This window comes from Pseudomonas sp. GL-B-19 (assembly GCF_019956415.1).
Taxonomy (GTDB): domain Bacteria; phylum Pseudomonadota; class Gammaproteobacteria; order Pseudomonadales; family Pseudomonadaceae; genus Aquipseudomonas.
In genome coordinates this window covers 1-25,597 of record NZ_JAHBDK010000042.1, presented here as the reverse complement: position 1 = coordinate 25,597, position 25,597 = coordinate 1, and the positions used below count along the sequence as shown (strand labels likewise).

At 60.3% G+C, this 25,597-nt stretch carries 17 protein-coding genes and 2 pseudogenes; 17 read left to right on the top strand and 2 right to left on the bottom strand.

Annotated elements, in window-relative coordinates; genetic code table 11:
• Position 1: 1 nt before the first annotated feature.
• The 5 genes from KGB06_RS17160 to KGB06_RS17140 all read left to right on the top strand — a co-directional run bounded on the left by KGB06_RS17160 (position 2) and on the right by KGB06_RS17140 (position 6,195).
• Positions 2–1,333: an acetyl-CoA carboxylase biotin carboxylase subunit family protein gene (locus tag KGB06_RS17160; RefSeq protein WP_223517740.1), complete on the top strand. Its 1,332-nt coding sequence runs from the start codon at positions 2–4 to the stop codon at positions 1,331–1,333.
• A 31-nt stretch (positions 1,334–1,364) separates the two neighbouring features.
• On the top strand, positions 1,365–2,594 hold the full coding sequence (locus tag KGB06_RS17155; protein WP_223517738.1) for an acetyl-CoA carboxylase biotin carboxylase subunit family protein: 1,230 nt from the start codon (positions 1,365–1,367) through the stop codon (positions 2,592–2,594).
• Between the two features lie 31 nt (positions 2,595–2,625).
• Entirely contained in the window at positions 2,626–3,522 is an 897-nt protein-coding gene (locus KGB06_RS17150) for an EamA family transporter (RefSeq protein ID WP_223517736.1), read from the top strand.
• A gap of 17 nt (positions 3,523–3,539) precedes the next feature.
• Positions 3,540–4,889: an aminotransferase class V-fold PLP-dependent enzyme gene (locus tag KGB06_RS17145; RefSeq protein WP_223517734.1), complete on the top strand. Its 1,350-nt coding sequence runs from the start codon at positions 3,540–3,542 to the stop codon at positions 4,887–4,889.
• A 112-nt stretch (positions 4,890–5,001) separates the two neighbouring features.
• The gene (locus KGB06_RS17140; RefSeq protein ID WP_223517732.1) at positions 5,002–6,195 is read left to right on the top strand and encodes an MFS transporter; all 1,194 of its coding nucleotides are present in this window, start codon (positions 5,002–5,004) and stop codon (positions 6,193–6,195) included.
• A gap of 119 nt (positions 6,196–6,314) precedes the next feature.
• Here the strand turns inward: KGB06_RS17140 and KGB06_RS17135 are convergent.
• Positions 6,315–6,553: pseudogene (locus tag KGB06_RS17135) on the bottom strand (HigA family addiction module antitoxin).
• A 300-nt stretch (positions 6,554–6,853) separates the two neighbouring features.
• Here KGB06_RS17135 and KGB06_RS17130 point away from each other — a divergent pair.
• Positions 6,854–8,347: a YifB family Mg chelatase-like AAA ATPase gene (locus KGB06_RS17130; RefSeq protein WP_223517730.1), complete on the top strand. Its 1,494-nt coding sequence runs from the start codon at positions 6,854–6,856 to the stop codon at positions 8,345–8,347.
• 6 nt (positions 8,348–8,353) lie between these two features.
• Here the strand turns inward: KGB06_RS17130 and KGB06_RS17125 are convergent, their stop codons facing one another.
• Positions 8,354–9,565, bottom strand: a complete 1,212-nt coding sequence (locus KGB06_RS17125; protein ID WP_223517728.1) for an aldose 1-epimerase family protein — start codon at positions 9,563–9,565, stop codon at positions 8,354–8,356.
• Positions 9,566–9,832: 267 nt separating this feature from the next.
• Here KGB06_RS17125 and KGB06_RS17120 point away from each other — a divergent pair, with 267 nt between their 5' ends.
• The 11 genes and pseudogenes from KGB06_RS17120 to KGB06_RS17070 all read left to right on the top strand — a co-directional run.
• The gene (locus KGB06_RS17120; RefSeq protein WP_223517726.1) at positions 9,833–11,200 is read left to right on the top strand and encodes an SrfA family protein; all 1,368 of its coding nucleotides are present in this window, start codon (positions 9,833–9,835) and stop codon (positions 11,198–11,200) included.
• A gap of 17 nt (positions 11,201–11,217) precedes the next feature.
• On the top strand, positions 11,218–14,283 hold the full coding sequence (locus KGB06_RS17115) for a virulence factor SrfB (protein ID WP_223517724.1): 3,066 nt from the start codon (positions 11,218–11,220) through the stop codon (positions 14,281–14,283).
• The gene (locus KGB06_RS17110; RefSeq protein ID WP_223517722.1) at positions 14,280–16,991 is read left to right on the top strand and encodes a putative virulence factor; all 2,712 of its coding nucleotides are present in this window, start codon (positions 14,280–14,282) and stop codon (positions 16,989–16,991) included. The genes KGB06_RS17115 and KGB06_RS17110 overlap by 4 nt, the downstream gene beginning before the upstream one ends.
• Before the next feature lie 3 nt (positions 16,992–16,994).
• Positions 16,995–18,017: a hypothetical protein gene (locus KGB06_RS17105; protein WP_223517720.1), complete on the top strand. Its 1,023-nt coding sequence runs from the start codon at positions 16,995–16,997 to the stop codon at positions 18,015–18,017.
• An 11-nt stretch (positions 18,018–18,028) separates the two neighbouring features.
• The gene (locus tag KGB06_RS17100; protein ID WP_411741855.1) at positions 18,029–20,008 is read left to right on the top strand and encodes a vWA domain-containing protein; all 1,980 of its coding nucleotides are present in this window, start codon (positions 18,029–18,031) and stop codon (positions 20,006–20,008) included.
• Between the two features lie 10 nt (positions 20,009–20,018).
• Complete coding sequence (locus KGB06_RS17095) at positions 20,019–20,720, top strand: ABC transporter ATP-binding protein (RefSeq protein WP_223517719.1); 702 nt, start codon at positions 20,019–20,021, stop codon at positions 20,718–20,720.
• The gene (locus tag KGB06_RS17090) at positions 20,704–21,927 is read left to right on the top strand and encodes an ABC transporter permease (RefSeq protein ID WP_223517717.1); all 1,224 of its coding nucleotides are present in this window, start codon (positions 20,704–20,706) and stop codon (positions 21,925–21,927) included. Before KGB06_RS17095 ends, KGB06_RS17090 begins: the two co-directional genes overlap by 17 nt.
• On the top strand, positions 21,917–23,461 hold the full coding sequence (locus tag KGB06_RS17085) for an SUMF1/EgtB/PvdO family nonheme iron enzyme (RefSeq protein WP_223517716.1): 1,545 nt from the start codon (positions 21,917–21,919) through the stop codon (positions 23,459–23,461). The genes KGB06_RS17090 and KGB06_RS17085 overlap by 11 nt, the downstream gene beginning before the upstream one ends.
• 34 nt (positions 23,462–23,495) lie before the next feature.
• Positions 23,496–24,227, top strand: a complete 732-nt coding sequence (locus tag KGB06_RS17080) for a hypothetical protein (protein ID WP_223517715.1) — start codon at positions 23,496–23,498, stop codon at positions 24,225–24,227.
• Positions 24,228–24,231: 4 nt separating this feature from the next.
• Positions 24,232–24,738, top strand: coding sequence for a hypothetical protein (locus tag KGB06_RS17075; protein WP_223517713.1), 507 nt, complete (start codon positions 24,232–24,234; stop codon positions 24,736–24,738).
• Between the two features lie 57 nt (positions 24,739–24,795).
• A pseudogene (locus KGB06_RS17070) lies at positions 24,796–25,597 on the top strand (hypothetical protein); the annotation flags it as partial.

Sequence of the window (25,597 nt, the reverse complement as noted above, 5' to 3'; positions counted from 1 at the left end):
CATGCCGCTGCGAGCGCCTGTATTGCTAATTGTGGACTACAACCTGAGCCGGATCGGCGATGTCCTGCACATGCGCGACTATGCGCGCAAACAGTGGGGTGCGCAGACCTGGCTGGTCAGGGCCAACCCCCAGGACCATGACAAGGACATCAGCGACAGAGTGATCGATGCCGATCCGCTGGATCCTGATTTCATCAGTCATGCACTGAGACAGCTGGGCGATGACGCTGCCAGGATCACAGCTGGAATGGTCTTTTCCGACAACGCGGTGGCCAGCGGTGCAGCGCTGCTTGAACGGCTCGGGCTGCCAGTGGACGAGGCAGAACTTGCGCTTGGAGCGTTTGACAAACTGGTGTACCGCATCGCCGAAAATCGCATCCGTCCCCTGCTGAACCAGCAGGGGGTGATGTTGCCGGACTTCGTGCGGATCGATTGTTTGAACGATGTGCGCAATTTTGCCGTCCGCCAGGAGCGCGGTTTCGTGATCAAACCCGCTTGCGAAGGCAACAACCGCGGCGTGGTGATGGTAGCGCCGGGAGGTGACTGTGAGCAGGCCTTTTCGGAAGTGGCGCCTTATCTTGACAAGGGCGTGCTGGCAGAGGCTTTCATCACGTTCACTCGCGAATACTCCTATGACGGGCTGGGGAGTCTGTGGTTCGTCACGGAGAAAGTCAGCGCTACCGGGCGCTACCCCGTGGAAGTGGCGCAGATCCTGCCTGCCCGCCTGAGCGAGGAAGAGCAACGTGCCATTCGAGTGGCGGGCGAGCACGTCAATCGACTGGTCGGCCAGCGCATCGGTCCGTTTCACAACGAAATCAAGCTCAGCGATACCGGCTACAAGACTGCAGTGATCGAGCCGAACCGTCGTCCCGGCGGCATGAAGATCTGGACGCTGGCGCAAGCCGTTCATGGTCTTGACCTGTATGCGGCCTGGGTTGACTCGGTCTTTGCCGGGCAAGTGCCGGATGTGCTGCCAGCCGCCACCTGCAGCGCCGCGACGGTGATGTTCGGTGTGCCTCGCGATGTGACGATCGACGTGGCCGAGCTGGGCGATATACAGGCACTGGTCCACCACGCGCTGGCCCTGGCGGCGCGGGCGTTGATCCTGACGAAGGAAAATATCGCCCTCATCGAGTGCGCGTGGATCGCTAGCGAGTCACGGCTGATCCATGCAATCCCCCGAGACAACAGCGACTTCGTGGCCCACGCATGCGTCGCGCTGCATGACCCGAGCGTCGACATCCGCGATCTGGTGAAGGTGCTGCGCGAGCAGTGGCTGGTCGTACTGGACCGCAGCCTGGCGTCCGAGCGTCTGTTCAAGGTTGCGTCCTGACCCCTATCTTTTACGCTTCGAGACCATTTTCATGAAAATTCTCATCCTTCATCGGGTGCCCTACCCGCGCATCGAGTATCACCGTGGCATCGACCATGAACTGCACGATGTCACGTACTTGGGAAAACAATCGGCGATCGATACGCTGCCGCCAGGACTGCGCTGCAACAGCGTAGTCCGGCCGGGGTCGGCCAGCGCCTACGATGAAGCGCTGCAGTGGCTGGCACAGTTTCCACAACGCTTTGACCGGATCATCTCGATGTCCGAGTACGAATTGCTCGACGCTGCGCGCCTGCGCGAAGCGCTGAATGTCGAAGGTGCTTCGCTGGAGATGGTGAACCTGGCGCGCAACAAGCTGGACATGAAAGCGGCGGTTCAGGCCCGACAGCTGCGAGTACCAAGCTTCATGTCGCTTGATCGCTACCTGGCACTTCAGGGCCGGGTACCGTGGCACGGGGCCACCGTGCTCAAGCCACACAGTGGCGCATCGAGCATGGATGTCAGCATTCACCAGCAGCCGGCTCGAACCTTTGATGAGATCAGTCGCAAGATCAGCGACCTGTCCTTGTGCATCGAAGATTTTCAGGTCGAAGAATACATCAGTGGTCCCATCCGCCATTTCGACGGCCTGGTACAGAACGGCCGGATCCTCACCATGCTTTCCAGCCAATATGTAGGTACGTGCCTGGACTACATGGAGCGCGGCCATCCTCTGGGCTCCTGGCACCTGGAGACCACCGCGCAGATGCAGGTATGGGTCAGCGCTGCGCTGGAAGCGGTGCAGATCCGCAATGGCGCGTTCCATCTGGAAGCCATCATGGAGGGTGACGAACCGGTGTTCCTTGAGGTGGGTAACCGGGTGGGTGGCGCCGATGTGGTAGCGACCTATGAGTTGGCCACCGGCATCCACATGCCGTCGCTGGAGTTGCGCATCCACATTGAGGGCGAACTGGACATCGCGCATCTGACCAAGCAGCAGCCAAACCTGGGCTTCGGCTGGTTTGTATTCCCTGGGCACACTCACCCCGAGCGGATCTATCAAGGACTGCACGGCGCAGACGAACTGCGTGAAAACCCATTCGTCGTGCAGTGGAACGAACTGCAACCGGGCGCGCTCCTGCCGGGGCACGTGACTTATTCGGCCTTCGAGGCACCGCTGGCAGGCATCGTCAAGACAGCAGACCCGCAACAGACCCAGGCCTGGATGCAAGCGCTGTTTTCCCGAGTGAGCCTCGCCGAAAACCTGACTTCCGTAGCGTGACATTGCCCACCCTTATCAAGGCGACTCATCAATGAAACCACTGCACGTAGTGTTGGCTGTACTGATCACGGCAATCTGGGGTGTCAATTTCTCAGTGATCAAACTGGGACTGGCCACCGTAGATCCGTTCATCCTGGCGGGCATCCGCTTCAGTCTCTGTGCGTTACCGGCGATCTTCTTCATCCGCAAGCCCGATGTGCCGTGGCGCTACATCATCGGATACGGACTGGTGTTCGGCATCGGACTGTGGGGCATAGTAAACCTGGGCATCAAGGCCGGACTCTCGGCAGGCATCGCCTCGCTGGTGCTGCAGTTCAGCGCGTTCTTCACCATCCTGCTGGGCGGGTGGGTATTCAAGGAGGCGCTGACCCGCTTTCAGGTGCTGGGCATGTTGATCGCATTCGGCGGGCTCTTGTGCATCATCATGATCAGCGATGGCTCGGTCAGCCTGCCTGGCGTGCTTCTGGTACTGGTTGGCGCGGCCTCATGGAGCGTAGCCAATATCATCAACAAGAAGGCCAGCACCAAGGATGTCTTTGGTTTTCTGGTCTGGTCCAGCGCCTTCGCGCCGATTCCGTTGTTCGCCCTCGACTACGCGGTGAACGGCAGCGCCGGCTATACCACGTTCGTCAATCAGGTCGACACGACCGCCGTGCTGTCGATTCTGTTTCAGGTCTACCCCAATACCCTGTTCGCCTACTGGATATGGAACTCGCTGCTCAAGACCTATCCGGTTTCGACGGTAGCGCCACTGTCGTTGTTGGTGCCGATCTTCGGCATGCTCGGTTCTGTTTTCGTATTCAACGAAAGTGTGCCGCCGAGCAAAGTACTGGCGGTGGTTCTGATCGTGCTCGGCCTGGCCGTCGGCCTCTATGGACAGCGCATTTTCAATGCTATGTTCGCGCGTCCTGCGCGCACTTCAATATGAATCGACAGGGAGTTGGTATGAGTCTGGGAAGACGTGAATTCGTGGGTGCGGCTGTTGGCGCGACCCTGGTTGGAGGCAGCATGATCGCAGGCGTGGCGGGTGCACAGGTGGGTAACAAACCTGTTCAGGATGATTTGGTAGCAGCGCTGGACCCCAACGACTGGGCGTCCGTGCGGGCGCAGTTCAAGCTGTCGCCAGAGTTCGTACACATTTCCAACTTCTTTCTGGCCTCCAACCCCAAGCCCGTGCGCGACGCGATGGCCCGCCACCGGCAGGCATTCGATGAAAACCCCTATACCTACCTGGAGGACAATATGTTCGCCAGACCCGAGGACATGGTTTGGCGCAAGGTCTGCGCAACGGCGGCAGACTATACCGGTGGACGGGCTGAGGACATCGCACTGACAACCAGTACCACGCAGGGCCTGGCGCTGGTCTACAACGGTCTCAAACTGGCACCAGACCAGGAAATCCTGACGACAAACCACGAGTGGTACACCCACGACGAGGCCATGCGCCTGGCTGTCGTCAAATGGGGCGGGAGCGTGAGACGGATTGACCTTTACGAACGGCCCGAGGATGTCAGTGTTGACGCAATCGTCGGCCGAATTGAAGCAGCCATCAGGCCCTCGACCCGGATCCTCGCAATGACCTGGGTGCATTCGGGTACCGGCGTGCGTTTACCGCTGAAGGAGATCGGGGCACTCGTGGCGCGAGTCAATCAGGATCGCGCCGAGGCAGACAGAATCATCTATGTGATCGACGGCGTACACGGCTTCGGTTGTTCCGAGGCGCAGATTGCCAGCCTGGGTTGCGACTTTTTCTGCGCAGGGACGCACAAGTGGATCCTTGGCCCGCACGGTACGGGCCTGGTCTGGGCTCGTGAAGGTCAATGGGCACAGATCATGCCGACCATTCCTACCATCATGGCAGCCGAGCCCGCTAATGCGTGGCGACAACAGCGCGATCCTCAGGGAGATACACAGGCTGCCTGGGTCAGTCCCGGAGGATTCCTGGCGTTCGAAAACCAGTGGGGCGTGATCGAGGCATTCGAGTTCATCAAGCAGATCGGCCGCAAGCGCATTGCTGACCGCGTCGCTGAACTCAATGGACAGCTGAAGGAAGGATTGTCGAAGCTGCCCGGTGTGCACCTGCACACGCCCCAGTCTGCGCAGTTTTCCGCGGGAATCGTCTGCTGTGATGTAAAAGGCCGGGACCCTAAAGAGGTGGTGGCCAAGCTGAAGGCGCAGAAGATCATCGCCAGTGCCACGCCCTACCGCCATTCGACGGTGCGGTTCTCGGCCGGGATCATCAACACGCCGCAAGACATCGACAGGACCCTCAGAGTGATGCGCACTCTGGTCTGACGCCCAGTCCTGGTCGACGTCAGCCTCATGCACTTGCACAACGCTAGTGCAATCGCTGGCGTCAGCCATTCAATCAAGAATCGCCGCGTACTCAAGGGCAAGGATCGATTACATGAATGAACGACAAGTCATGATGAAAAGCACTTCAAAAGAGCTGGCCATGTTCCTGGTCTGCTCGACGGTTTATCGACTGTTTTCCGGCGCGCTGCTGGTCTCGTTGACGTGGACCATCCTCAATCAGAACGAAGGCGATTACCTGCCGTTGGCGCTGGCCATTTTCTGCTCGTTCATACCGGCCTTTGTCACGCCCGTGATGATCAAGCGCCTGTCGAGCCGAATGAACGGTCGCCAGATGAGCAGCTGGTTTCTGATGTGCCTGACCGGCCTCGCCCTGGTATCGGGAGTGTCCAGAGACTTCACGATCGGCCTGCTGATCACCAATCTGTTTGTCTGGCTGATGATCATGGCGCTCGAGGCCAGTCTGGATATGTGGTTCACCCAGATTCAACGTGGCATGGATGAAACGAAGGTGCGCCGGATCAGCGGTGCAACCACTGCCACCAGCCAGGCAGCCCTGATGATTGGCCCTTTGCTCGCGGCGGGCCTGATGCCGATTCTGACCGGTATGGGTTTTTCAATTCTGCTGTGCGCCGGCTTCTTGTTGGTTGCAGCCATCTGTTACACGCGCGACAGTCTACCGGTGCTGGCGCAGGAGGCTGGCGAAGCAGCCGCTCCAGCCAGGCTTCCGCTGACGTTGTTTGTGCCGATGGTACTGATCTGGCCAATCCTCGGGGCGTTCAACTTTATGCTGCCCGTCTATGTGTCGAGCCACGGCTGGGCGCTGTTTGAACTTGGTGTGCTCGATGCGGTGTTCGGCATGGGCATGGCGCTGATCGGGGTACTGGTCATCATTGCCAATACCGGTCGTAACCTGTTGGCTTATCTCTCAGCCCTGATCGCGCTTGCGGTGATTTCCACGTCTATGTGGTTGCTGATGCCAGACACTTTGATACTGAAAGCACTGAGCCTGTTGATTCTCGGTATGGCTTTCGGCGGTGCGCGGGTGCATATCCGTGTCGCCATCGCCTGCCGCTATAGCGAGGCCGCGGTGGGCGCGTATGTCAGCCGGGCGAATGCCTTGGCCACGCCGGTGCTGCTGTTGATCCTCAGCCTGCAATTGGCAATGATCGAGAACGCCTGGCTGCTTCCTTTCCTGCTGGTCACATTGACCGTCACTCTGTTGCTGCAGACATCGGCGACCCGCTTTGCCCGAGGGCATACGCGCGTCGAAACAGTGGGCGCCTGAAAAGTCGCCCTGCATTTCATCTGACAGCTTCGGGAAGGGAGTTTCGAGATATACGCGCGGGTAATGTGTAGCCCTTGCCGAGGTTCCCCGGGGCTCGGCCCGCGCCGTGGTTTGAGCCACTAACGGGGCATCCGGTCAGTTTCGGCGATCTGCACATCGTGGTTTGATTGCAGATTCAGCCAGAATTCGGGCGTGGTGTTCAGGTGAATGGAAAGCTTCTTGGCCAGATCAAGGCTGACGCCTACGCTCTGCGCCACCAACTCACGCATTTCACAGCCACCGTAATACCCAACGGCTCAAGAAACTCCTTTTCAAGGATTTCGCCGGGATGAATCGGCCGCATTCCATTTGTATGCATTTCCCCTCCTGAGGGCTTGATCTGCTGTGAGCATAAGCAGCGCCCTCTAGCGCACAAGAGCGTCCGTGTGCTTTAGCCGACGTCCTTGATGCTTCTCGGCTCAGTCCTACAAATACTAATGTCTATGCAGCCAATACCAGCCCCGACGCAACCTATGCAGCTGCCGAAGGCTGCGCCAGCTGCTACATATCATGCGAACCAGCAATATCTTGCGAAGGTTTCCCTCCTCTCCGGCCAGACTCCACGACTACCCTTCAAAAATCCGCAGGAAGCGGCCCCCGTACAGCTCAAGGAACGACCATGTCCCTCTCCATCGTCCACAGCCGCGCCCAGATTGGCGTGGATGCGCCTGCCGTCACCGTTGAAGTCCACTTGGCCAACGGTTTGCCCTCGCTGACCATGGTCGGTTTGCCGGAGGCGGCGGTGAAGGAAAGCAAGGATCGGGTGCGCAGCGCGATCATCAATTCGGGGCTGCAATTCCCGGCGCGGCGCATCACGCTGAATCTCGCCCCTGCGGATTTGCCGAAGGACGGTGGCCGGTTTGATCTGGCGATTGCCTTGGGGATTCTATCCGCCAGCGTGCAGGTGCCGACGTTGACGCTGGACGATGTGGAATGCCTTGGGGAGTTGGCGCTTTCAGGCGCGGTGAGGGCAGTTCGGGGTGTATTGCCGGCAGCACTGGCAGCGCGCAAGGCTGGACGGTCGCTGATGGTGCCGCGCGCAAATGCCGAGGAAGCGTGCCTGGCCTCGGGCTTGAAGGTGATTGCAGTAGATCATCTGCTGCAAGCGGTGGCGCACTTCAACGGTCACACGCCCATCGAACCTTACGTGTCGAATGGCCTGCTGTACGCCAGCAAACCCTATCCCGACTTGAATGAAGTCCAGGGCCAGCTCTCGGCCAAACGCGCCTTGCTGATTGCGGCAGCGGGCGCTCATAACCTGTTGTTCAGCGGTCCGCCCGGTACCGGAAAAACACTGCTGGCCAGCCGTTTGCCAGGGCTGTTGCCGCCGCTGGCGGAAAGCGAAGCACTGGAGGTGGCGGCGATTCAATCGGTCGCCTGTTGCGCGCCGCTGAGTCATTGGCCGCAACGACCGTTCCGCCAGCCTCATCACTCGGCATCCGGCCCGGCATTGGTAGGCGGCGGTTCGAAACCGCAACCTGGCGAAATCACCCTCGCCCATCACGGCGTTCTATTCCTCGATGAACTCCCGGAATTCGATCGCAAGGTGCTGGAGGTTTTGAGGGAACCGCTGGAATCCGGCCACATCGTGATTTCCCGCGCCAAGGATCGCGTCAGGTTTCCGGCCCGCTTTCAATTAGTGGCCGCGATGAACCCGTGCCCCTGTGGATATCTTGGCGAACCCAGCGGCAAATGCAGTTGTACGCCGGACATGGTCCAGCGTTACCGCAACAAACTGTCGGGGCCGTTACTGGATCGAATCGACCTGCACCTGACCGTCGCTCGGGAAGCCACGGCGTTGAATCCTGCTCTGAAACCCGGTGACGACACCGCTACCGCCGCAGTACTGGTTGCCGACGCACGAGAGCGACAACAAAAACGCCAGGGCTGCGCGAACGCTTTCCTTGATCTGCCGGGCCTGCGCAAACACTGCAAGTTATCCACAACCGACGAGACCTGGCTGGAAACGGCGTGTGAGCGGTTGACCTTGTCGCTACGAGCGGCCCATCGACTGCTCAAAGTCGCACGCACTTTGGCGGACCTTGAACAAGTCGACGCTATCACTCGCGAGCACTTGGCCGAGGCGCTTCAATACCGGCCAACCACAAACTAGCCGGGATTATTCTTTGCCGAGGTCCACCAACGGTGTAGGCCTCACCTCAGTCTCCCGTCCACCTTGAATATCACTCACCCGCTTCAGAGCCTTATCCACAGCCCCCTTATCCGCCAGCAAGCTGTACCTGATCTGAAACTGCTTCTGCTCTTTAACCCCAATCGTCGGCACCAAGCCAATCGGCCGCTGATAACGACGGTTGTAAGAAAAACTCGTCCCCGGCTCCAACCCGGTCACATATCCCTGCCCTTGCGTATCGGTGTTCTTCCACAACGAAAATACGGGCAACTGCTGAGTATTAAACCCAACCGACACCCCAAGGCTCCCAGCCTTGTTATGCAACACGGTCAACGTGTCCCCTTTGGCATCGCCATAAGGCACAACGTTATAAACCGTTTCGTCATAGTCCTTGGTCGGCGCGCGATATGTCTGCCAATCCGCCAGATCCCCTTTGGCCTTGTCGTTGAACGGCGACACCTGTTTGACCGGCGCCACAAATCGGGCGCCCTGTTCAAGGAACGGCGTACTGAAGTTACTGTGGTAAAGCGCCTGGTATTCCTTCGGATAATCACCGTTGTTGGTCAGGGTGTCATTGAGGACAAACGCGACGCTTCCGGGCTCAGTGACCAGCTCAGTCATCACCGAGAAATCGACTTTCTTGAACGCCTGCTCTTTGAGTTCGCCACGCAGGCTGATCGCGTAAGGCGGTTTTTCATCAATATGCAGCGTGACTTTGCTGGCCGGGATGTTGGCGGCGCGGCCATGCAGGGTCAGCAGTTCGCCGTTGTCCATGCCAGGATGGCCGACCCATTCGTAGCCGCAGCGAGTGACGAGTTCGTTGAAGCCTTCCAGCCAGCCCAGACCGCCACGACCGTTGAGTTCAATGAAGGACGGATTGACCACGTCCTTGACCGGCGAATCCCAGCCCATGCGCACATTACCGACCGACGCCTGCAGGACGTTCATCCCACGAGTCGGCACCACCGAGAGTTTCATCGTGCCGTTATCGATGTCGACGATGCTGACGCCCTCTTGCCGACCGCCGTGCAAGGTACGAAGGGTCACGGAGAAGGGTTGGTCGGTCTTCACACCGAGTTGCTGGCTGGTGATCTGCCAGTTTTGCGCGGCTTTGTCGCTGTCGAGCAGGACGAAATCCCAGGCCATGGCGTGGGAGGCGGACAGCGCGCCAAGGGCGACGAGGAGTTTGAGCGGGGTCATGGGGAAAGCCTTTCTTGGAGTTGTGCATTTTTTATAGCGCTGATGAAACGATTCAGCAAGCTTAAAAAAACTTACACCCGAGCCTTCCCAAGCCAATTAAAATTGACCTTATGCAACCTCCGCACGCTTACGTTAGTCTCATAAGGTTTGAACCTCCTGCAGATTGACGGCGATATCATGATGACATTAAGGTCGCCCGCTTAATGCAGGAGCAAGCACAGACATCTTTGTCTGTCATTTTTGCGCAACGGATCGTATGGAGTTTGAATGCGCGGGGCACTATTACGCAGCGGTAAGAGCGGGTCATTCACTGCCCTCGGCGAAACAGGTCAACCGGTCTACCGGGCAGCCCTGCAATTGCGCGAAGCCATTCGCCGCAAGAATCCCGATTTGGTCGATCATCTGGCCATCCCTCAAAGCGATGAACTCGGCAACCAGATCGATTGGTACAGCGCCCTCGACGGCGATGTGATTCCGTGGAGCAGCGCGACCGAAGAAGAACGCGCCCCTGCCCGCCGCCAGCTTGAAGCCCTGAAGACCGCGCTCGAAGAATTGAGCCAGCGTTTCCTGGGCACTGATTCCGGCGAACAGCAGCAAGGCGACAAAGCCGTGTTCGGCAAGTTGCTCAAGCGCGTCATTCATATCCCTGACGAAAACTTCGTGTACCTGGTGCAAGGCAAACCGGTGCTGACCTTTTGGGGTTTCGAGCACGCAGGTACCGACCTCAATCGCGATCCCCTGCACTGCCTCTATCAGGTTCCGCCGCTGCCACCCGTAGTCGAAGCGCCTGTTGTTGCGCCCATCGTGCCGGTGGTGGCTCGTCCGTGGTGGCGGCGCTGGTGGTGGCTGTTGCTGCTGCCGCTCCTGCTGCTGCTTTTGTGGCTGTTGCTCGGCCTGCGCGGTTGCGTCCCGATTCCGTTGGTGGCGGTAGATTTGCTGCCTAAGGGCGTCGTGCCGGTGGAGAAACAATTGGAAGAGCCACCACGGACCGGCAATGTCACGACGCTCAATGGCGTCCCCGTGACCGGCACTGTCGTAGGTACCACCAACGGCACCGGCGCCGACACTGCAGTGACCGGAACACAGGGTGTGGAAGCGCCGGACGTCGAGGGTAACGAGGCTGACGCAGCGCCCGCCGACTTGACCAAAGACCCAGCCAAAGACCCGGCAGCCGAAAACAAAACCGTGCCACCCGAAAACAAAACCGCGCCGCCGGATGTCACATCGCCCGAAGCAGAAAAATCCGCCGCCGCAAAAACCGGCCCGCCCCTGAGCATCCCGCCAGACGCCGCCGACGGTGCCGCCAAGTTTCTCGATGGTCAGTACAGCGCAGGCGCCGGGATACAGGACCGCCGGACCGGCAAGCCGCTGCGTCTGGAATACCAGCTCAAGGACGGTAAGGGCCAAGTCACCGTACACCAGGCCGACGGCTCGAAATGTAGCGGGCCGGTGAGCGCTACTATGAAGGGTGGCAGCCTGGCCATCGACAGCCAGGGCCAGGCCGTTTGCGGCGACGGCAGCACTTACGACATGCCCAAGATCAACTGCCGCAAAGGGGCGACCACGGTCGCGGACTGCACCGGCGGTTACGGAAAAGATCAATTCCCCATGTCCATGCGGCACGTGGGCGAATAAAAACGGAATAACCTGACATGTTGCCTGAAGTCACACAATTCGAAGACACCGTCACGCTGGTCAGCGACACCGGCATCCAGTTCATGGATTTCGCCCTGCGCCTGGATCCCCGCAAGGAACCGGCGGGCGAGTTCGCACCGATGATCAGCGGGCTGATCTGCCGCTTGGCGTACAACGAAGAGAAAGACTTCTTTTTCTACGAGCCCGAACCGGAAAAGGTCGAAAAGGCCAAACCTGCGTTCAGCGTCGACATGAAAAGCAGCCTCGATTTGCTCGACGGTATCTGGCTGCCGACCCCGTTTTTCCGCTTCATGCCGCCACATCGCTTCGATGAAGGCCCGACCAACTGGTCGCGCATGCGTCTGGCGAAACTGGCGACACCCGACATCGACGGCAACACCCACCGCCTGACGATGGCGTTCGACAGCCGCGTCATGCCCAAGCGTGACGGCACTGCTTACCTGGCGCCAAACGAAGAAGACATCAGCTCCGGCGTGTCTTTCAAACTGGCGACCAAGGCCAGCGAAACCCGCTGGTTCCTGGCGCAGCCGTGGGTCAACGAGTGGCTGCTCGAAGTGTTCAACGAGGGCAATGCCCACCGTTCGCGCGCAGAGCTGGACATCGATATCCGCGCCAACTATCACCTGGCGCACTACCTCAACTTGCTCAGCCTGTTGAGCAAACCGTCGGCGGCCCAACAATCGACGGCCCGGGCGAAAGTTGAAATCCCCGAGCTGAAAGTGGTCGCCAACGACAGCAATGGCCTGGTCAAACCGATTCCGGTGGACCTGGTGCTGGACGTCGGCAACTCGCGCACCTGCGGCATCCTGATCGAAAACCACGGTCAGGCCGGCTCCGGGCTGAAGCAGAACTACGTGCTGGAACTGCGCGACCTGATCACCCCCGAACACACCTACAATCTGCCGTTCGAAAGCCGCGTGGAATTCGCCCAGGCGTACTTCGGCAAGGACCACTGCTCAGTCAAGAGCGGCCGTCACGATGCGTTCCAATGGGCGACGATTGCCCGTGTCGGCAATGAGGCCAGCCGTCTGGCCAGCCGTCGTCGCGGCACCGAAGGCTCCACTGGCCTGTCCAGCCCGAAACGCTATCTGTGGGACGAAAACGCCTATGGTCACGGCTGGCGTTTCAACTGCTCGTACATCAAGACCGATAACGAGCCGTACGCCACCGCCGCGCCGTTCTCGCATCTGATCAACGAAACCGGCGAGGCGCTATACAGTCTCGAAGAAGACGATCGTCTGCCGGTGTTCATGCCGCGTTATTCACGCAGCTCGCTAATGACCTTCATGCTCGCCGAAGTGCTGGCCCAGGCGCTGTCGCAAATCAACAGCCCGGCCCAACGCTCACGTCAGGGGCACACCCGCGTGCCGCGCCAGCTCAACAGCATTACCCTGACCGTGCCGCCGGGCATGCCGCAGGCCGAGCGCAGCATCCTCAACGAACGCATGCTGCAAGCCATCGGCCTGGTGTGGAAAAGCCTCGGCTGGCATGCCGGCGAAGAAGATCCACATCAGGATCAGGCCGTCAGCCCGCGCACGCCGATCCCGAGTATCCGCGTGGAATGGGACGAAGCGTCCTGCGGCCAGTTGGTGTACCTGTACACCGAGGTCAACGAGAACTTCGCCGGTCATCCGGAGGAGTTTTTTGACACCATCGCCCGGCCGGACAAGACCGACCGCCAACGCATCACCCTCGCGACCATCGACATCGGCGGCGGCACCACCGACCTGGTGATCACCGACTATCGCCTTGACCGCGCGGGTAATACCGGCAGCGGCAGCAACGTGCACATCGTGCCCGAACAGCGTTTTCGCGATGGCTTCAAAGTGGCCGGCGACGACATCCTGCTGGACGTGATTCAGGACTTCATCCTGCCGAGTTTCGAAAAAGCCTTGCAGAACGCCGGCGTGAAAGCCCCGGATTCGCTGATGTCACGGCTGTGTGGCGATGAATCGGTCAGCGCCCAGGACATGATCCTGCGTCAGCAATTGAACCTCCAGGTGTTCGCCCCGCTGGGCCTGGCGCTGCTCAAGGCGTACGAGCATTACGATCCGCAGGTCCCGCAAGAAGTCACCCCGCAAAGCTACCGCCAATTGCTCGGTGACAACGCGATCAGCAAGACCGTGCTCGACTACGTCAACGCCGCCGTGCGTCGCGATGTCGGCAGTCAGAGTGGTTTCGACCTGTATGCCGCGCCGATCAGCTTCGACCTGCAAAAGCTCCACGCCGCGTTCCTCAACGACCAGATCAACATCACCAAAATCCTTGGTGCGCTGTGTGAAGTGGTCGCGCAGTACCCGTGCGATGTCTTGCTGCTGACCGGCCGCCCTTCGCGCCTGCCCGGCATCCAGGCGTTCATTCGCAAGGTGTTGCCGCTGCCACCGGGGCGCATTCTGGCGCTTCAAAACTACCGCACCGGCGGCTGGTATCCGTTCCACAAGAACGGCCGGATCGACGACCCGAAAAGCACCGCATCGGTCGGCGCCATGCTCTGCCTGTTGTGCGCCAACCACAGCGTGCCGAACTTCTACTTCCGGGCATCGGCGCTCAAGCCGTATTCGACGGTCAAGCACATCGGCGTCATCGACCTGAACAACGTGATCAAGGATGCTGACGTGCTGTACCGCGACATCCAGTCCGAAGACTACAAAATCAAGCTGCCTGAAATTGGCGTTGGCGACGCCGCCGACACGCCGCAGCTGGAAATGCGCGGCGATCTGCGCCTCGGTTTCCGCCAGTTGGCCGCTGACCGCTGGGCCGCCTCGCCGCTGTACACCTTGCGGTTCACCAAGGCGGGTCGGGAGAAGTTTTCCCGGGCAATCGGTGAAAACGGCAGCGCGCCGCTGCTCAAGGTGCGGTTTGAGGTCAAACCGGCAGACAAATACACGCGCAAGCAGGATCTGGTCAGCGACCGCCTCTCGGTCCGCGACATCGAATCCAACAGCAACAACGTCAACTTCAACCCGCGCAGCGACCTCGAGCTGGAACTCAACACCATGCTCGACGCCGGCCTGAGCGAGACCAAGTACTGGCTCGACAGTGGAAGTGTGAAACGCAAATGAAAGACCTGACCCCCGATCAAACTCAGCTCTCTGCCAGTTGGGCCGCTGTTTATGAAGGCGCCGGTCAGGCGCTGGACTGGATCAGCCAAACGCGCGGCAATGCGCCGCGTCTGGACAGCGAAGCCGACAACCTGAACATCCGCCTGCACCGCGCCCGCAACCTGGCCCAAAGCCTCGGTCGCGTGGCCTGCACGCCGATGACCATTGGCTTTTTCGGCTTGTCCCAGGCCGGCAAGTCCTACCTGATTTCGGCCCTCGCCGCCGGTCAGAACGGCAAACTGGAAACCGATTTCGGCGGCCAGCACCTGGACTTCATCAAGCACATCAACCCGGTGGGTGGTGGCAAGGAAGCCACCGGCCTGGTAACGCGCTTCAGCCGTCGGGCGACGGAAAGTCAGGACAAGGACTTCCCGGTAGAACTCACGTTGTTCAAGGAAATCGAGCTGGCAAAGATTCTCGCCAACGCCTGGTTCAAGGATTTTGACCTTGAACGGATTTCCTACGAGATCGACGAAGAGCGCATCCAGCGCGTGCTCAAACCGTTCGAAGGCCGCGAAACCGGGCCGCTGCAAACGGGGGTCAATGCTGACGATCTGGTGTCGCTGTGGGATTACCTGCGCGACAACTTCCGCAACTCGGTGAAGAAGCTTGAGCACCTGTACTGGCCCAAAGCGTTGCAATTGGCGCCACGCCTGAATTTCCAGGAACGGGCCGAGCTGTTTTCGATTCTCTGGGGCGAGCAAAGCGAGTTGACGCGCGTGTACCAGCAACTGGCCGGCGCGTTGCACAAACTGGGCCTGCCCGAGACCGTGTTCGCACCGTTGAAGGCCTTGGTGAGTTTCGAAAACGACACCTACAGCCAGCGCGACAGCATCATGAACGTCGACATCCTCGAACGCTTCGGCAGCCCGCTGGACTTGCCGATCGATGTTCGACCACTGGTTGGCGATCGCCTGCAAAACAGTCAGGCGATTGCGGTCGCGCAACTGGCGGCACTGACCGCCGAAATGACCTTCCGCCTGATCGAAGCGCCGGTGGATGACATCGTCAATCAGGTCGACCTGCTGGATTTCCCCGGTTATCGCGGGCGCCAGAAACTGCACGAGATCGCCGATTCCAACGACCCGCAATCCACCGCCAAGGACAACTCCGTTTCCCAGCTGATCCTGCGCGGCAAGGTCGCCTACCTGTTCGAACGCTACACCGACAACCAGGAAATGAACGCGCTGGTGGTCTGCACCGGCTCGACCAAGCAGAGCGACGTCAACGACGTGGGCCCGGTACTCACCCGCTGGATCGAAAAGACACAGGGCGCCGACTCGGCCGCTCGCAGCAAGCGCGATACCGGTCTGATCTGGGCGCTGACCATGCTCGATCTGCGCATTACCAACTCCCTCAGCCTGACACCGGATCAGTACGACGAGAGCTGGAACGGCATGGTCAAGCTGACCATGCTGGAGCGCTTCGGCAGCCTGAGCTGGATGAACGACTGGGCCGGCACACCGTTTCAGAACACCTATCTGGTGCGCAAACCGCGTATGGACGCGGCGTTCATCGGGCAGGACGCGACCGGTGCGGAAACCGGCCTCAATGCCATCTATCAGGAACGTGTCAGCGCGCTGGGCACCAGCTTCGCCAGCAACGCTCTGGTGTGCAAACACATCAAGAACCCGGCCAACGCCTGGGCAGAAATGCTGCGCAACGATGACGGTGGCATCAGCCACTTCAGCGGCAGTTTCAAAGGCGTGGCCAATATCGAATTCAAATTGCAGCGCATTCGCGAGCAATTGAGCGAGTGCCTCGAAGGCCTGACCACTCATGGTCTCAGCACTTGGTACCACGCAGACGGGGACGGTGCCGCAGCCGCCAAGAAAGCCAAGGCGCAAATGATTTTGACGGGCCTGGGCCGTCGCCCTGCGGTGCTTGGCGAATTGATCGATCAACTCGACATGCCGAGTGAAGAGGTGCGCGACCTGTACCTCAGCGGCGTGTACGAAACCGATGACGAGCCGGCCGTGAACGACGAACCGACTGCCCCGACACCGAGCCAGAGCCTGTATGGCAACGACGCCGGTTTCGATTTCGACTTCAGTGACGACCTGAGCCACGATGCGCCAGTCAGCAGCAAAACCGGCACCCCGGCGCCCGAACTGCAAAGCAACGAGCACCGTTTTGCCAAAGCGGCATTCAAGGCCTGGATCGCGCACCTGCGTGAACTGACCACCCGGCAAAGCCTGCTCAACCTGCTGGGGCTGGAAAAGGCCTTGCTGGAAGCGGTGGTCGATGAACTGATCACCGCCGGCTATCGCCAGGACTTGCCGGGGCAACTGAGCCGCGCCGTCCTCAAACGTGCACAGAGTGGCGCGCGGCGCGATCAACTGGTCGAACGCCAGGTACTGGAAGTGCAACGTGTGCTGCGCGATTTCGTGTCCTGGTTCGGCTACCTCCAGAAGCCGGTGAGCGAGCGTCCGAACAGTCGCGCCGGTGCCAAGGAGCCGTTGTTTTCGTTCTACACCGACATTAGTCCGGGACAAGTCCCCGTGCTGCCGGCGCAACCGGCGAATCAGGCGCAGCGGTATCTAGGCGACTGGCTCTCGGGCTTGGCCTACATCACGCAGGACAATGCCGGCCATGGTGCCGGACGTGAAATCACCCCTGAACAGAACGAACGGCTGGGCCAAGTGCTCACAGCCTTCGCAGCGAGATAAGCAATGCCAATTCGTGTCGACCTGCTCGCGTTAGAGCCCAATGTGCCTGGCCAGGCCCGCCTCACTGTGAAGAAATGGCAGGGTGGCGAGGAACAGCTGGAGTTTTCCATTCAGCGCAACCAGGACGGTTTTTACCTTCAGGACCACAAGGCCTGGAGCAACAATCCATTCTGGTTCAAGGTCTCGCGTTTCAACCTCACGGCCAACGGCGAAGCTTTGGAAACGCAGGTCGGCCCGGACGTGGTCGACCCGCTGCTGGAAGGCGGCGCCAACTCGCAATTCCAGATCGAACTGCGCGAACAGAACCACGGTCATGCCGATAAAGGTGTGGTTCGCCCGGGCGTTGGTTTGCTGCCGTCCACGGCCGGCGGCCAGACACGCTCGACTTACGGCGGTGCCGAACTGACGGCACCGAGCGCACCGGCACCGGAGATCCCGGAGATCCCGGAGATGCCTGAACTGATCCTGTCCACCGCCGAGCCAGAAGTGGAGTTGGAGTCGGTACTCACCGAGCCCGACTACACGCCGCCTCCCGCACCGGTGAAGAAAAGCAACAAAGGCCTGATCGGTCTGTTGATTGTCGTGTTGTTGCTGGCAGCGGGCGCCGGATTCTGGTTCTACAAACGCACCCCGGCCCCTGCGGTTGCAGCCACTGCCGCCGCACCCGCCGGCGCCGACGCTCAAGCCTGCACCCTCGACAGCATGAACAGCCTGCCCGAGTTGACCTTCGTCCAGACCTGCATCAAGGCAGCACCCGACAGTGCCAAGTTGCTGGAGATCATCAACCAGGCCAAGGCCGGTAAACACTGCGGCGTCGCCCAGCGTCTGTACGCCAACCGTGCCCAGGCCGGTGACGCGCTGATCGCCAACGCCTATGCCCGCGAATACGACCCTAAATACCTGAAGGCCAGCGAGTGCTTCCCGACCGCGGACAACGCCACCGCCGCTTATTGGTATGAAACCATCCTCACCCAGGACCCGAACAACGCCGAAGCCAAGCAGCGCTTCGAGGAGTTGCAGAAGTGATGCGCTCGCCCATGAGTCGATTCCTGCTGAGCGGTGCCGCATTACTGGCGCTGTGCATCAGCCCGCTGTCCCAGGCCGAAGACAAACCGCTGATCCAGGCCGGTAAAAAGACCCTGTTCCAACGCGTGCTGACCACGCCCGGCTGCAAAATAAGCCCGAAGGCGGGCGGTGCCGAAGGTGACGCACAACCAGTCTTTAGCCGCTTTTATGTGTACGAGCGCGCGCAAGCAAACAACGCCGAGTGGCTGAAAGTCGGCCCCGACAGCTACGGCAAAACCATTGGCTGGCTGCCTGCCAGCTGCACCACCGACTGGAAGATGCAACTGACGCTGGCCTTCACCAACCCGGCCAACCGCGACCGATTGCTGTTTTTCAAGGACCGCGCCACCGTCGAAGGCATCCTTGATGCGCCGGACCCGGTCAGCAAAGTCGCGCCGCTGCGGGCCACGCTGAAAAAGGGCCAGCAAGCACCGGGCGTACTGGCTGAAGAGCCGGAATACTTCGTCGACCTGCAAAAGCAGTTCTACCTGCTGCCGGTGCTCAGTGGCGAAGAAGTCATGACCGAAAGCGGTTTCCGCACGCGCCTGCTCAACGTCGCCTCCGTCAGCAAGCCGGATGACAAGAACGCCAAGGGCGGTGCTGCAAACAGCCCTGCCGGCAGCAAGGAAGCCGAAGACAAAAAGGCCAACCAGCTGAAGGAATTCAGTGCGGCCGTGGTATTTGTCATCGACTCGACGATCTCGATGGACCCCTACATCGACCGCACCCGCGAGGCGATCCGCAAGGTTTACCAGAAGATCGAAGCGCAGAATCTCGGCAAGCAGGTCAAATTCGGCCTGGTGGCTTTCCGCTCCAACACCCAGGCGGTGCCGGGGCTGGAATACACCACCAAGATGTACGCCGACCCGACGAAGGTGAAAGACAGCGCCGACTTTTTCGCCAAGATCGCCGACCTCAAACAAGCCACCGTGTCGAGCAGCAGCTTTGATGAAGACTCGTTTGCCGGCGTAATGGAGAGCATCGACAAGGTCGACTGGAGCCAGTTCGGCGCGCGCTACGTGGTGTTGATCACCGACGCGGGTGCCATCGAAGGCGACGACAAACTGTCGAAGACCGGTTTGAGCGCCGCGCAGGTGCGTATGGAAGCCGCCAACCCGGGCGTGGCGATTTACACCCTGCACTTGAAAACCCCGGCCGGGGCCAAGGACCACGCCAAGGCCGAGGCGCAGTACAAGAACCTGTCGACCTACCCGGGCACCAACACCTCGCTGTATTACCCGGTGAACGCCGGCGATGTGCAGGAATTCGGGCGCAAGGTCGACGCACTGGCCGCGGCGATCACTACACAAGTCAAAGCCGCCTACATGGGCGAAGACGCCATCGGCAGTGCGGCGAACGCCAAGCAGGACCCGGCCGAGAAGAAAATGCTCGAAGACGCGGCGCTGATCGGCCACGCCATGCAACTCGCCTATCTCGGCGAGAAAACCAACAGCAAGGCCCCGCCAGTGTTCAAGGCGTGGATCACCGACCGCGACCTGATCAAGCAGAACATCCCGACCACCGACGTGCGGGTGCTACTGACCAAGTCACAGCTCAGCGACTTGAGTGACGTGATGAAGCAGATTCTCGATGCCGCCAACGAAGGCCTGATTTCACCCACGGAAATGTTCGATCGCCTGCGCTCGGTGGCGGCGACCATGGGCGCCGATCCCAATCAGCTCAAGCAGAACGGCAACGCCAAACTGGCGGACATGCACGTCCTCGGCGAGTACCTCGAAGACCTGCCTTATCACAGTGAAGTGCTGAATCTGGATGAAGAGACCTGGAAGAGCTGGGACGGTCTGGCGCAAGAGAAATTCATCCGCACGCTGAACACCAAACTGCGGCATTACCAGCGTTACAACGCCGATGTCGACCGTTGGGTGGCTTTAGCCAAAGACAGTGATGCGCGGGACAACGTATACCCCGTGCCACTGGAAATGATGCCTTAACGAGACGCCGATGCTTGATATCAAGAACCTGCTGGTGCGCCGTGGTGAAGGCGCACAGGCTCATCACGTGCGATTGCCGCACTTGCAGGTCGGCGCCGGGGAAATCCTCGCCATCACCGGCGAGAGCGGCAGCGGCAAAAGCACGTTGCTCGAAGCCATCGGCCTGTTGCTCGCGCCGGTGGAACTCGAGCGCTTCCGGCTGGGCCCGACGCACGCTCAGGATATCGCCCAACTGCTGGCCACTGACGACCAGCCTGCTCTTGCAGCGGTGCGTTCACGGCATCTGGGATTCATTTTGCAGAGCGGCGGCTTGCTGCCGTTCCTGAGCGTGCGTGACAACATCAGCCTGCCGCGCCGTTTGCTCGGGATGCCGGCAAAGAGCGAGCACATCGACCACGCCGTTGACGTGTTGCGCCTGCAAGGGCTGCTGGATAAACAACCTCAGGCCTTGTCGATCGGCGAACGCCAGCGCGTGGCCTGCGTTCGGGCAATTGCCCATGAACCGCTGCTGCTGTTGGCCGACGAGCCGACCGCCGCGCTAGACCCTCACAGTGCCCGGCGTTTGTTCGAGTTGCTGCTGAGCCTGGTGTCGAGCATGGGTTTGAGTGCACTCGTTGTGTCCCATGACTGGGCCTTGCTGAAGGATTTCGGCTTGCCGCGTCTCGGCGCTATCAGCCATCAGGGAGAGACTCTGTTTGAACCGATGGACTGATCGCTTGCACCTGCTGGGTTCACTGGCGCTGCAAGACCTCTGGCACGACCGCAAGGTCTCGCTGTGCATCGCCGCCTCCCTGGTGGCGGTGATCGCGCCGTTGTTGCTGCTGTTCGGGCTCAAACACGGGGTGGTCAGCCAGCTGCAGGACGAACTGCTGCGCGACCCGCGCAACCTTGAAGTGAAGATGCTCAGCAACGGCAACTACGACACGGCCTGGATCGAGCGTTTACGCCTGCGCCCCGAGACCGGTTTTGCCCTCGGCCAGACCCGCTCGCTCAATACCCAGGCTGACCTGCTGATCGGCATGCAACGGTTTGTCGAAGGTGCGGAAATCATCGCCACCGAACCCGGCGACCCACAACTGAACCTGGCGTCACTCAACCCCGTCGGCAATCAAGTGATCCTCAGCGCCAGTGCAGCGCAACGCTTGCAGGCCAAGGCCGGCGACAGCGTGCAGATGCGGGCCTTGCGCCGCCTGGAAGGTGTCAATGAACGCGGCGAGATGACGCTGACGGTACTGGCCGTGCTCGACGGAGCCCGTTTCGGTCGCGCTGCCGGGTTTGTCGCCCCGCCGCTGCTGCTGGATCTGGAGCGCTTTCGTGACGGTTATCAGGTCAGTGGGTTCGGTGTGACCACCGGCAAGCCTCAGGGTGATCTGCAACCGCTGTATGCCCGCGCCCGCGTGTATGCGCGCGACATCGATCAGGTCGCGCCGCTGGAACACTGGCTCAACGAACAACACATCGAAACCTCGAGCCGACTGGCCGACATCGACAACGTCAAAGCCATCAACCATGTGCTGGGGCTGATCTTCGGTGTGATCGCCATGGCGGCGCTGATCGGCTGCGTGGCGTCGATGGTCGGCGCGTTCCTGGCCAACATCGACCGCAAACGCAAAAGCCTGGCGGTCCTGCGTCTGCTGGGCTTCAAACGCAGGGCCGTCGGCGGTTTCGTGGTCCTGCAAGCGCTATTGCTGAGCCTGGCCGGCTACGTGGGCGGGCTGGGGTTTTATGCCGTGGGCAGTCATTTGTTCGACTACCTGCTCGGCAGCAGCCAGGCCACCGGCACCTTCGTTTGCCACATCACTGTCTGGCATGGCCTGGCCGCCCTGCTCCTGACCTTTTTGGTCGCTGCACTGGTGGCCGTGATCGGCGCCCTGCGGGCCATCAACATCCAACCTGCGGAGAGTCTGCGTGAGCTATAAACGTTTTGGCTTGCTGTTACCCCTGAGCCTCGGCTACTTGCTCGACGCCTCGGCGGCGGGCTGGGAAGAGAAGTATTACAACCCGATGCCCGAGGCTAGCGACGTCGTGCTGCCGATGCCCTGTGAAGGCTCGATGGTGTTTCGCAAGGTGTTCATTCCGGTGGCCGGTCCGCTGGATGACTACCCGATCAACATCGGTCAGGACGGTGCGGAATACGGCTACGTCGAACAGACCCGTCCGACCTTTATCGCAGGCAGCTTTACCGGGGCCAAGAACGACAAATCCCGCTACTACCTGATGGCCAAGTACGAGATGAGTCAACTGCAATACGCCGCGCTGACCGAAGCAACCTGCCCCACCGCCGCCACCAAGATGCGCTTGCCGCAAACGGCGGTGAGCTGGGTGCAAGCCATCGACGCCGCCGACAAGTACAACTTGTGGCTGCGCAAAAACGCCGCCGGCAAGCTGCCCAAGGAAGACGGCGCCCAAGGCTTCCTGCGCCTGCCCACCGAAGTCGAGTGGGAGTTCGCCGCGCGCGGCGGGCTGGAAGTCGGTGCCGCTGAATTCCGCGACACGCACTACCCGATGCCAGAAGGCATCAACGCCTACGAGTGGTTCGCCGGGGCGCAATCGTCCAACGGCAAAGTGCAATTGACCGGACTGCAAAAGCCCAACCCGCTGGGCCTGCATGACATGCTCGGTAACGTCGACGAAATGATGTTCGAGCCGTTTCGCCTGAACAAACTCGACCGCCAGCACGGTCAGGCCGGCGGCTACGTCGTCCGTGGCGGCAACTACCTGACCGCTCAGGCCGACCTGCGTACGGCATTGCGTAAGGAAGAGCCGTATTACAACGCCGAAGGCCAGGTGAAAAACAAGACCACCGGCCTGCGACTGGTGCTGGTCTCACCGACCCTCACCTCTCGCGAGCGGGTCGCCAGCATCGAAAGCAGCTGGAAGAAACTCGGCACCGGCAGCAAGGAAGCCGAATCCGCCGACAAAGGCACCGTACAATCCCTGAACAACCTCGCCTCGGGCGTCGAAGACAAAGCGCTCAAGGAAAAACTCCAGGCCCTGGAAAACCAGCTGCGCGCCAGCAACCAGCAGCAGGAAGAAACCCGCGACCAGGCGATCCGCGCCAGCCTCAACCTGGGTGCATTCCTGTGCACCAAAATGCTCGACGACGGTCAATACGTGGACTTCCTGCAAAAGAACTACAAGCTCAACTGCGAAAGCGCAGACAAAGATGCCAGTTGCGACATGCGTAAAGGCAAGCTCGACGAGCAAAAGGATCGCCTGCACAAACTTAGCCGTTACTACGCCAGCAGCCTGGTGGAATCGGCTACCTTGTACGGCCAGCCACTGCTTGAAACGCAAGTCCCGGTAATGGAAGAAATCATCAGCCGCAACAAACAGCTGCAAGACCTCAAACCTTACTTGCGCACCCACTGGGCCAATCAGAAGGCGTTCCTGCAAAAGCAGAAAATCGATACTGAAGCCTGGTTGAACAGCTGCAAAACCGTCACTCAATAACAACGCGTCAACACCGTTACCTAGGAGTTTCACCATGTCGCGCAGCCTTTGGACTCGCTTCAAGCTACAGATCGCTTTCGTGGTCGCCGGCAGCCTGCTAATGACCGGTTGCGCCAACACCGGCAGCTCTATGCTCGGCGAAGGCGACGGTGCCGACCCGCGCCTGACCCAGGGCAATGACGCAGAGTTCTTCAGCAAATCCGGATACCAGGCCTGCGCCGTCGGCGCCGGTGTCGGCATCCTCGCTTGCGCACTGTCCAACAGCAACAACAAAACCGTGTGTGTCATCGCCGCCGGTATTACCGCATGTGGCGTGGCCATGGGCGCCAACTATTACCTGGATCAACGTCGCAGCGAATACGCCGACACCACCACCCGTTTGGCGAAGATGAACAGCGACGTCCAACAAGACACGCAGAACGTGATCGCCCGTACCGCGACCGCTCAACAAGTGATCAATGATGACCAGGCGCAAATCGCCCAGATCAAAAAGGACATCGCCAACAAGAAAGTCGACAAGAGCAAGGCTCAGGCACAAATCGCCGGGATCGATTCGGACATCGCGCGCCTGCGTAAAGACCTTGCCAACATGCGCACCAAAGTCACCGAGTACAGCAAAGTGGCAGACGCCGAACGCGCACAAGGCACCAGCGCCGAGATGAAGCAGGTAGACATGAACATTCAGAAAATGAACCAGAAAGTCGTCAGCCTGCAGAAGGAAGTCGACGCTCTGTACAGCCAACGCTCCGCAATCACCCTGGGCTAAGCACATGACGCTAAGACAACTGATGGTCATCACTGCCGCCCTGGCCCTGAGCGGTTGCGCGGCCAAGCCTGGCGAATGCGATGCGACCAATCGCGACAGCAGCATGCTGACCAAGATGAACTGCGACTACTCCGGTGGTTACAGCGATCAGGTCAAGCAGAATGAACAGGCCCTGAGCGAGTCCCGTCAGCAAAACGCAATGTTCCGTCAGGTGTACGAGAACATTCAGGCCCAACAACTCAGCACCAAAACCGATCTGGCCAGCCAGCAGAAATCCCAGGTGGCGCTGAATCAGTCGCTGACGCAACTGCTGAACTCGCTCAAGACCCGGCGTGGCAATGAAGCCCAGGTGCAGAAGCAGATTGCCGACCTCGAACGGCAGCTCAAGGCTTCGCAAGCGGCGCCAACGACCAAATCAACGCCCGCAACGCTGGCGGCCAAGCAGCAAGAGCTGAAGACGTTGCAGAAGAAGGTCAATCAGCTGCAATTCAGCCTCGGCTACGAAGAGTAACTTTTCACCCCGCAGGGCATCCCGACGGATGCCTGCACTTTTTCAGGAATCGTCGTCATGCAGCGGGTCATCAGGGATGCGCAAGCCACATCGGAGGGGATGAGTGCGCTGCAAGCCAAAGTCGCCCTCATCCAGAAACACTTTCCGCCGACCGTCGCCAGTCTGTTTGCTATCCCGCGGATGGGCAGCGGCGACGTGCTGGAATGGTGGACCGAACTGGGTGGCCAACCCACGCCCTATGCCGACCTCAACGAGGACGCGCAACGACGTTTGCTGGAAACCTATGAAGTGCGTCAGACGTCCCTCGGACAGCTGGCGGATGAACTGCAAAAACGCGGTCAACCGACGGTAGCGGATGACCTACGCAGCCTGCTCGGCACGCCTGAGCTGGACAAACTCTACAGCCTCAACGGTGAGCCATTGGTGGTGCGCTGGAACCAGCGTCCGCCCAAACCGATCGTGCCTCCGGTAGTTCCGATGGTGCCGGTGGTACCGCCGTCGCGTCGTGGCTGGTGGATCGCGGCGGCTTTGCTCGCGCTGCTGTTGCTTCTTCTGGCGCTGTGGCTCTGGTGGTTCCTGCACCGTGAACCGGTTGTCGTGGTTCCGCCTGTAGCGCCAGCGCCGCCGGTGGTGACGCCGGTTGAGAAACCGGTTGAGAAACCAATCGAGCCTGTCCCCGAGCCTGTCGTGGAACCGGAACCTGTTCCGGCACCGGAACCCACACCAGAACCGGTACCGGAGCCCAAGCCGGTCCCGCCACCAAAGCCGGCACCGGAACCCAAGCCGATCCCGCCACCTAAACCAGTTCCACCACCAAAACCGGTAGTGGCTGCCCCACCTCCACCTCCAGCCCCGCCAC

Excerpts from the sequence above, each read along its gene's own strand:
- KGB06_RS17160 (WP_223517740.1), top strand. The coding sequence starts at position 2 with ATGCCGCTGCGAGCGCCTGTATTGCTAATTGTGGACTACAACCTGAGC.
- KGB06_RS17155 (WP_223517738.1), top strand. The coding sequence starts at position 1,365 with ATGAAAATTCTCATCCTTCATCGGGTGCCCTACCCGCGCATCGAGTAT.
- KGB06_RS17150 (WP_223517736.1), top strand. The coding sequence starts at position 2,626 with ATGAAACCACTGCACGTAGTGTTGGCTGTACTGATCACGGCAATCTGG.
- KGB06_RS17145 (WP_223517734.1), top strand. The coding sequence starts at position 3,540 with ATGAGTCTGGGAAGACGTGAATTCGTGGGTGCGGCTGTTGGCGCGACC.
- KGB06_RS17140 (WP_223517732.1), top strand. The coding sequence starts at position 5,002 with ATGAATGAACGACAAGTCATGATGAAAAGCACTTCAAAAGAGCTGGCC.
- KGB06_RS17130 (WP_223517730.1), top strand. The coding sequence starts at position 6,854 with ATGTCCCTCTCCATCGTCCACAGCCGCGCCCAGATTGGCGTGGATGCG.
- KGB06_RS17125 (WP_223517728.1), bottom strand. The coding sequence starts at position 9,565 with ATGACCCCGCTCAAACTCCTCGTCGCCCTTGGCGCGCTGTCCGCCTCC.
- KGB06_RS17120 (WP_223517726.1), top strand. The coding sequence starts at position 9,833 with ATGCGCGGGGCACTATTACGCAGCGGTAAGAGCGGGTCATTCACTGCC.
- KGB06_RS17115 (WP_223517724.1), top strand. The coding sequence starts at position 11,218 with ATGTTGCCTGAAGTCACACAATTCGAAGACACCGTCACGCTGGTCAGC.
- KGB06_RS17110 (WP_223517722.1), top strand. The coding sequence starts at position 14,280 with ATGAAAGACCTGACCCCCGATCAAACTCAGCTCTCTGCCAGTTGGGCC.
- KGB06_RS17105 (WP_223517720.1), top strand. The coding sequence starts at position 16,995 with ATGCCAATTCGTGTCGACCTGCTCGCGTTAGAGCCCAATGTGCCTGGC.
- KGB06_RS17100 (WP_411741855.1), top strand. The coding sequence starts at position 18,029 with ATGAGTCGATTCCTGCTGAGCGGTGCCGCATTACTGGCGCTGTGCATC.
- KGB06_RS17095 (WP_223517719.1), top strand. The coding sequence starts at position 20,019 with ATGCTTGATATCAAGAACCTGCTGGTGCGCCGTGGTGAAGGCGCACAG.
- KGB06_RS17080 (WP_223517715.1), top strand. The coding sequence starts at position 23,496 with ATGTCGCGCAGCCTTTGGACTCGCTTCAAGCTACAGATCGCTTTCGTG.
- KGB06_RS17075 (WP_223517713.1), top strand. The coding sequence starts at position 24,232 with ATGACGCTAAGACAACTGATGGTCATCACTGCCGCCCTGGCCCTGAGC.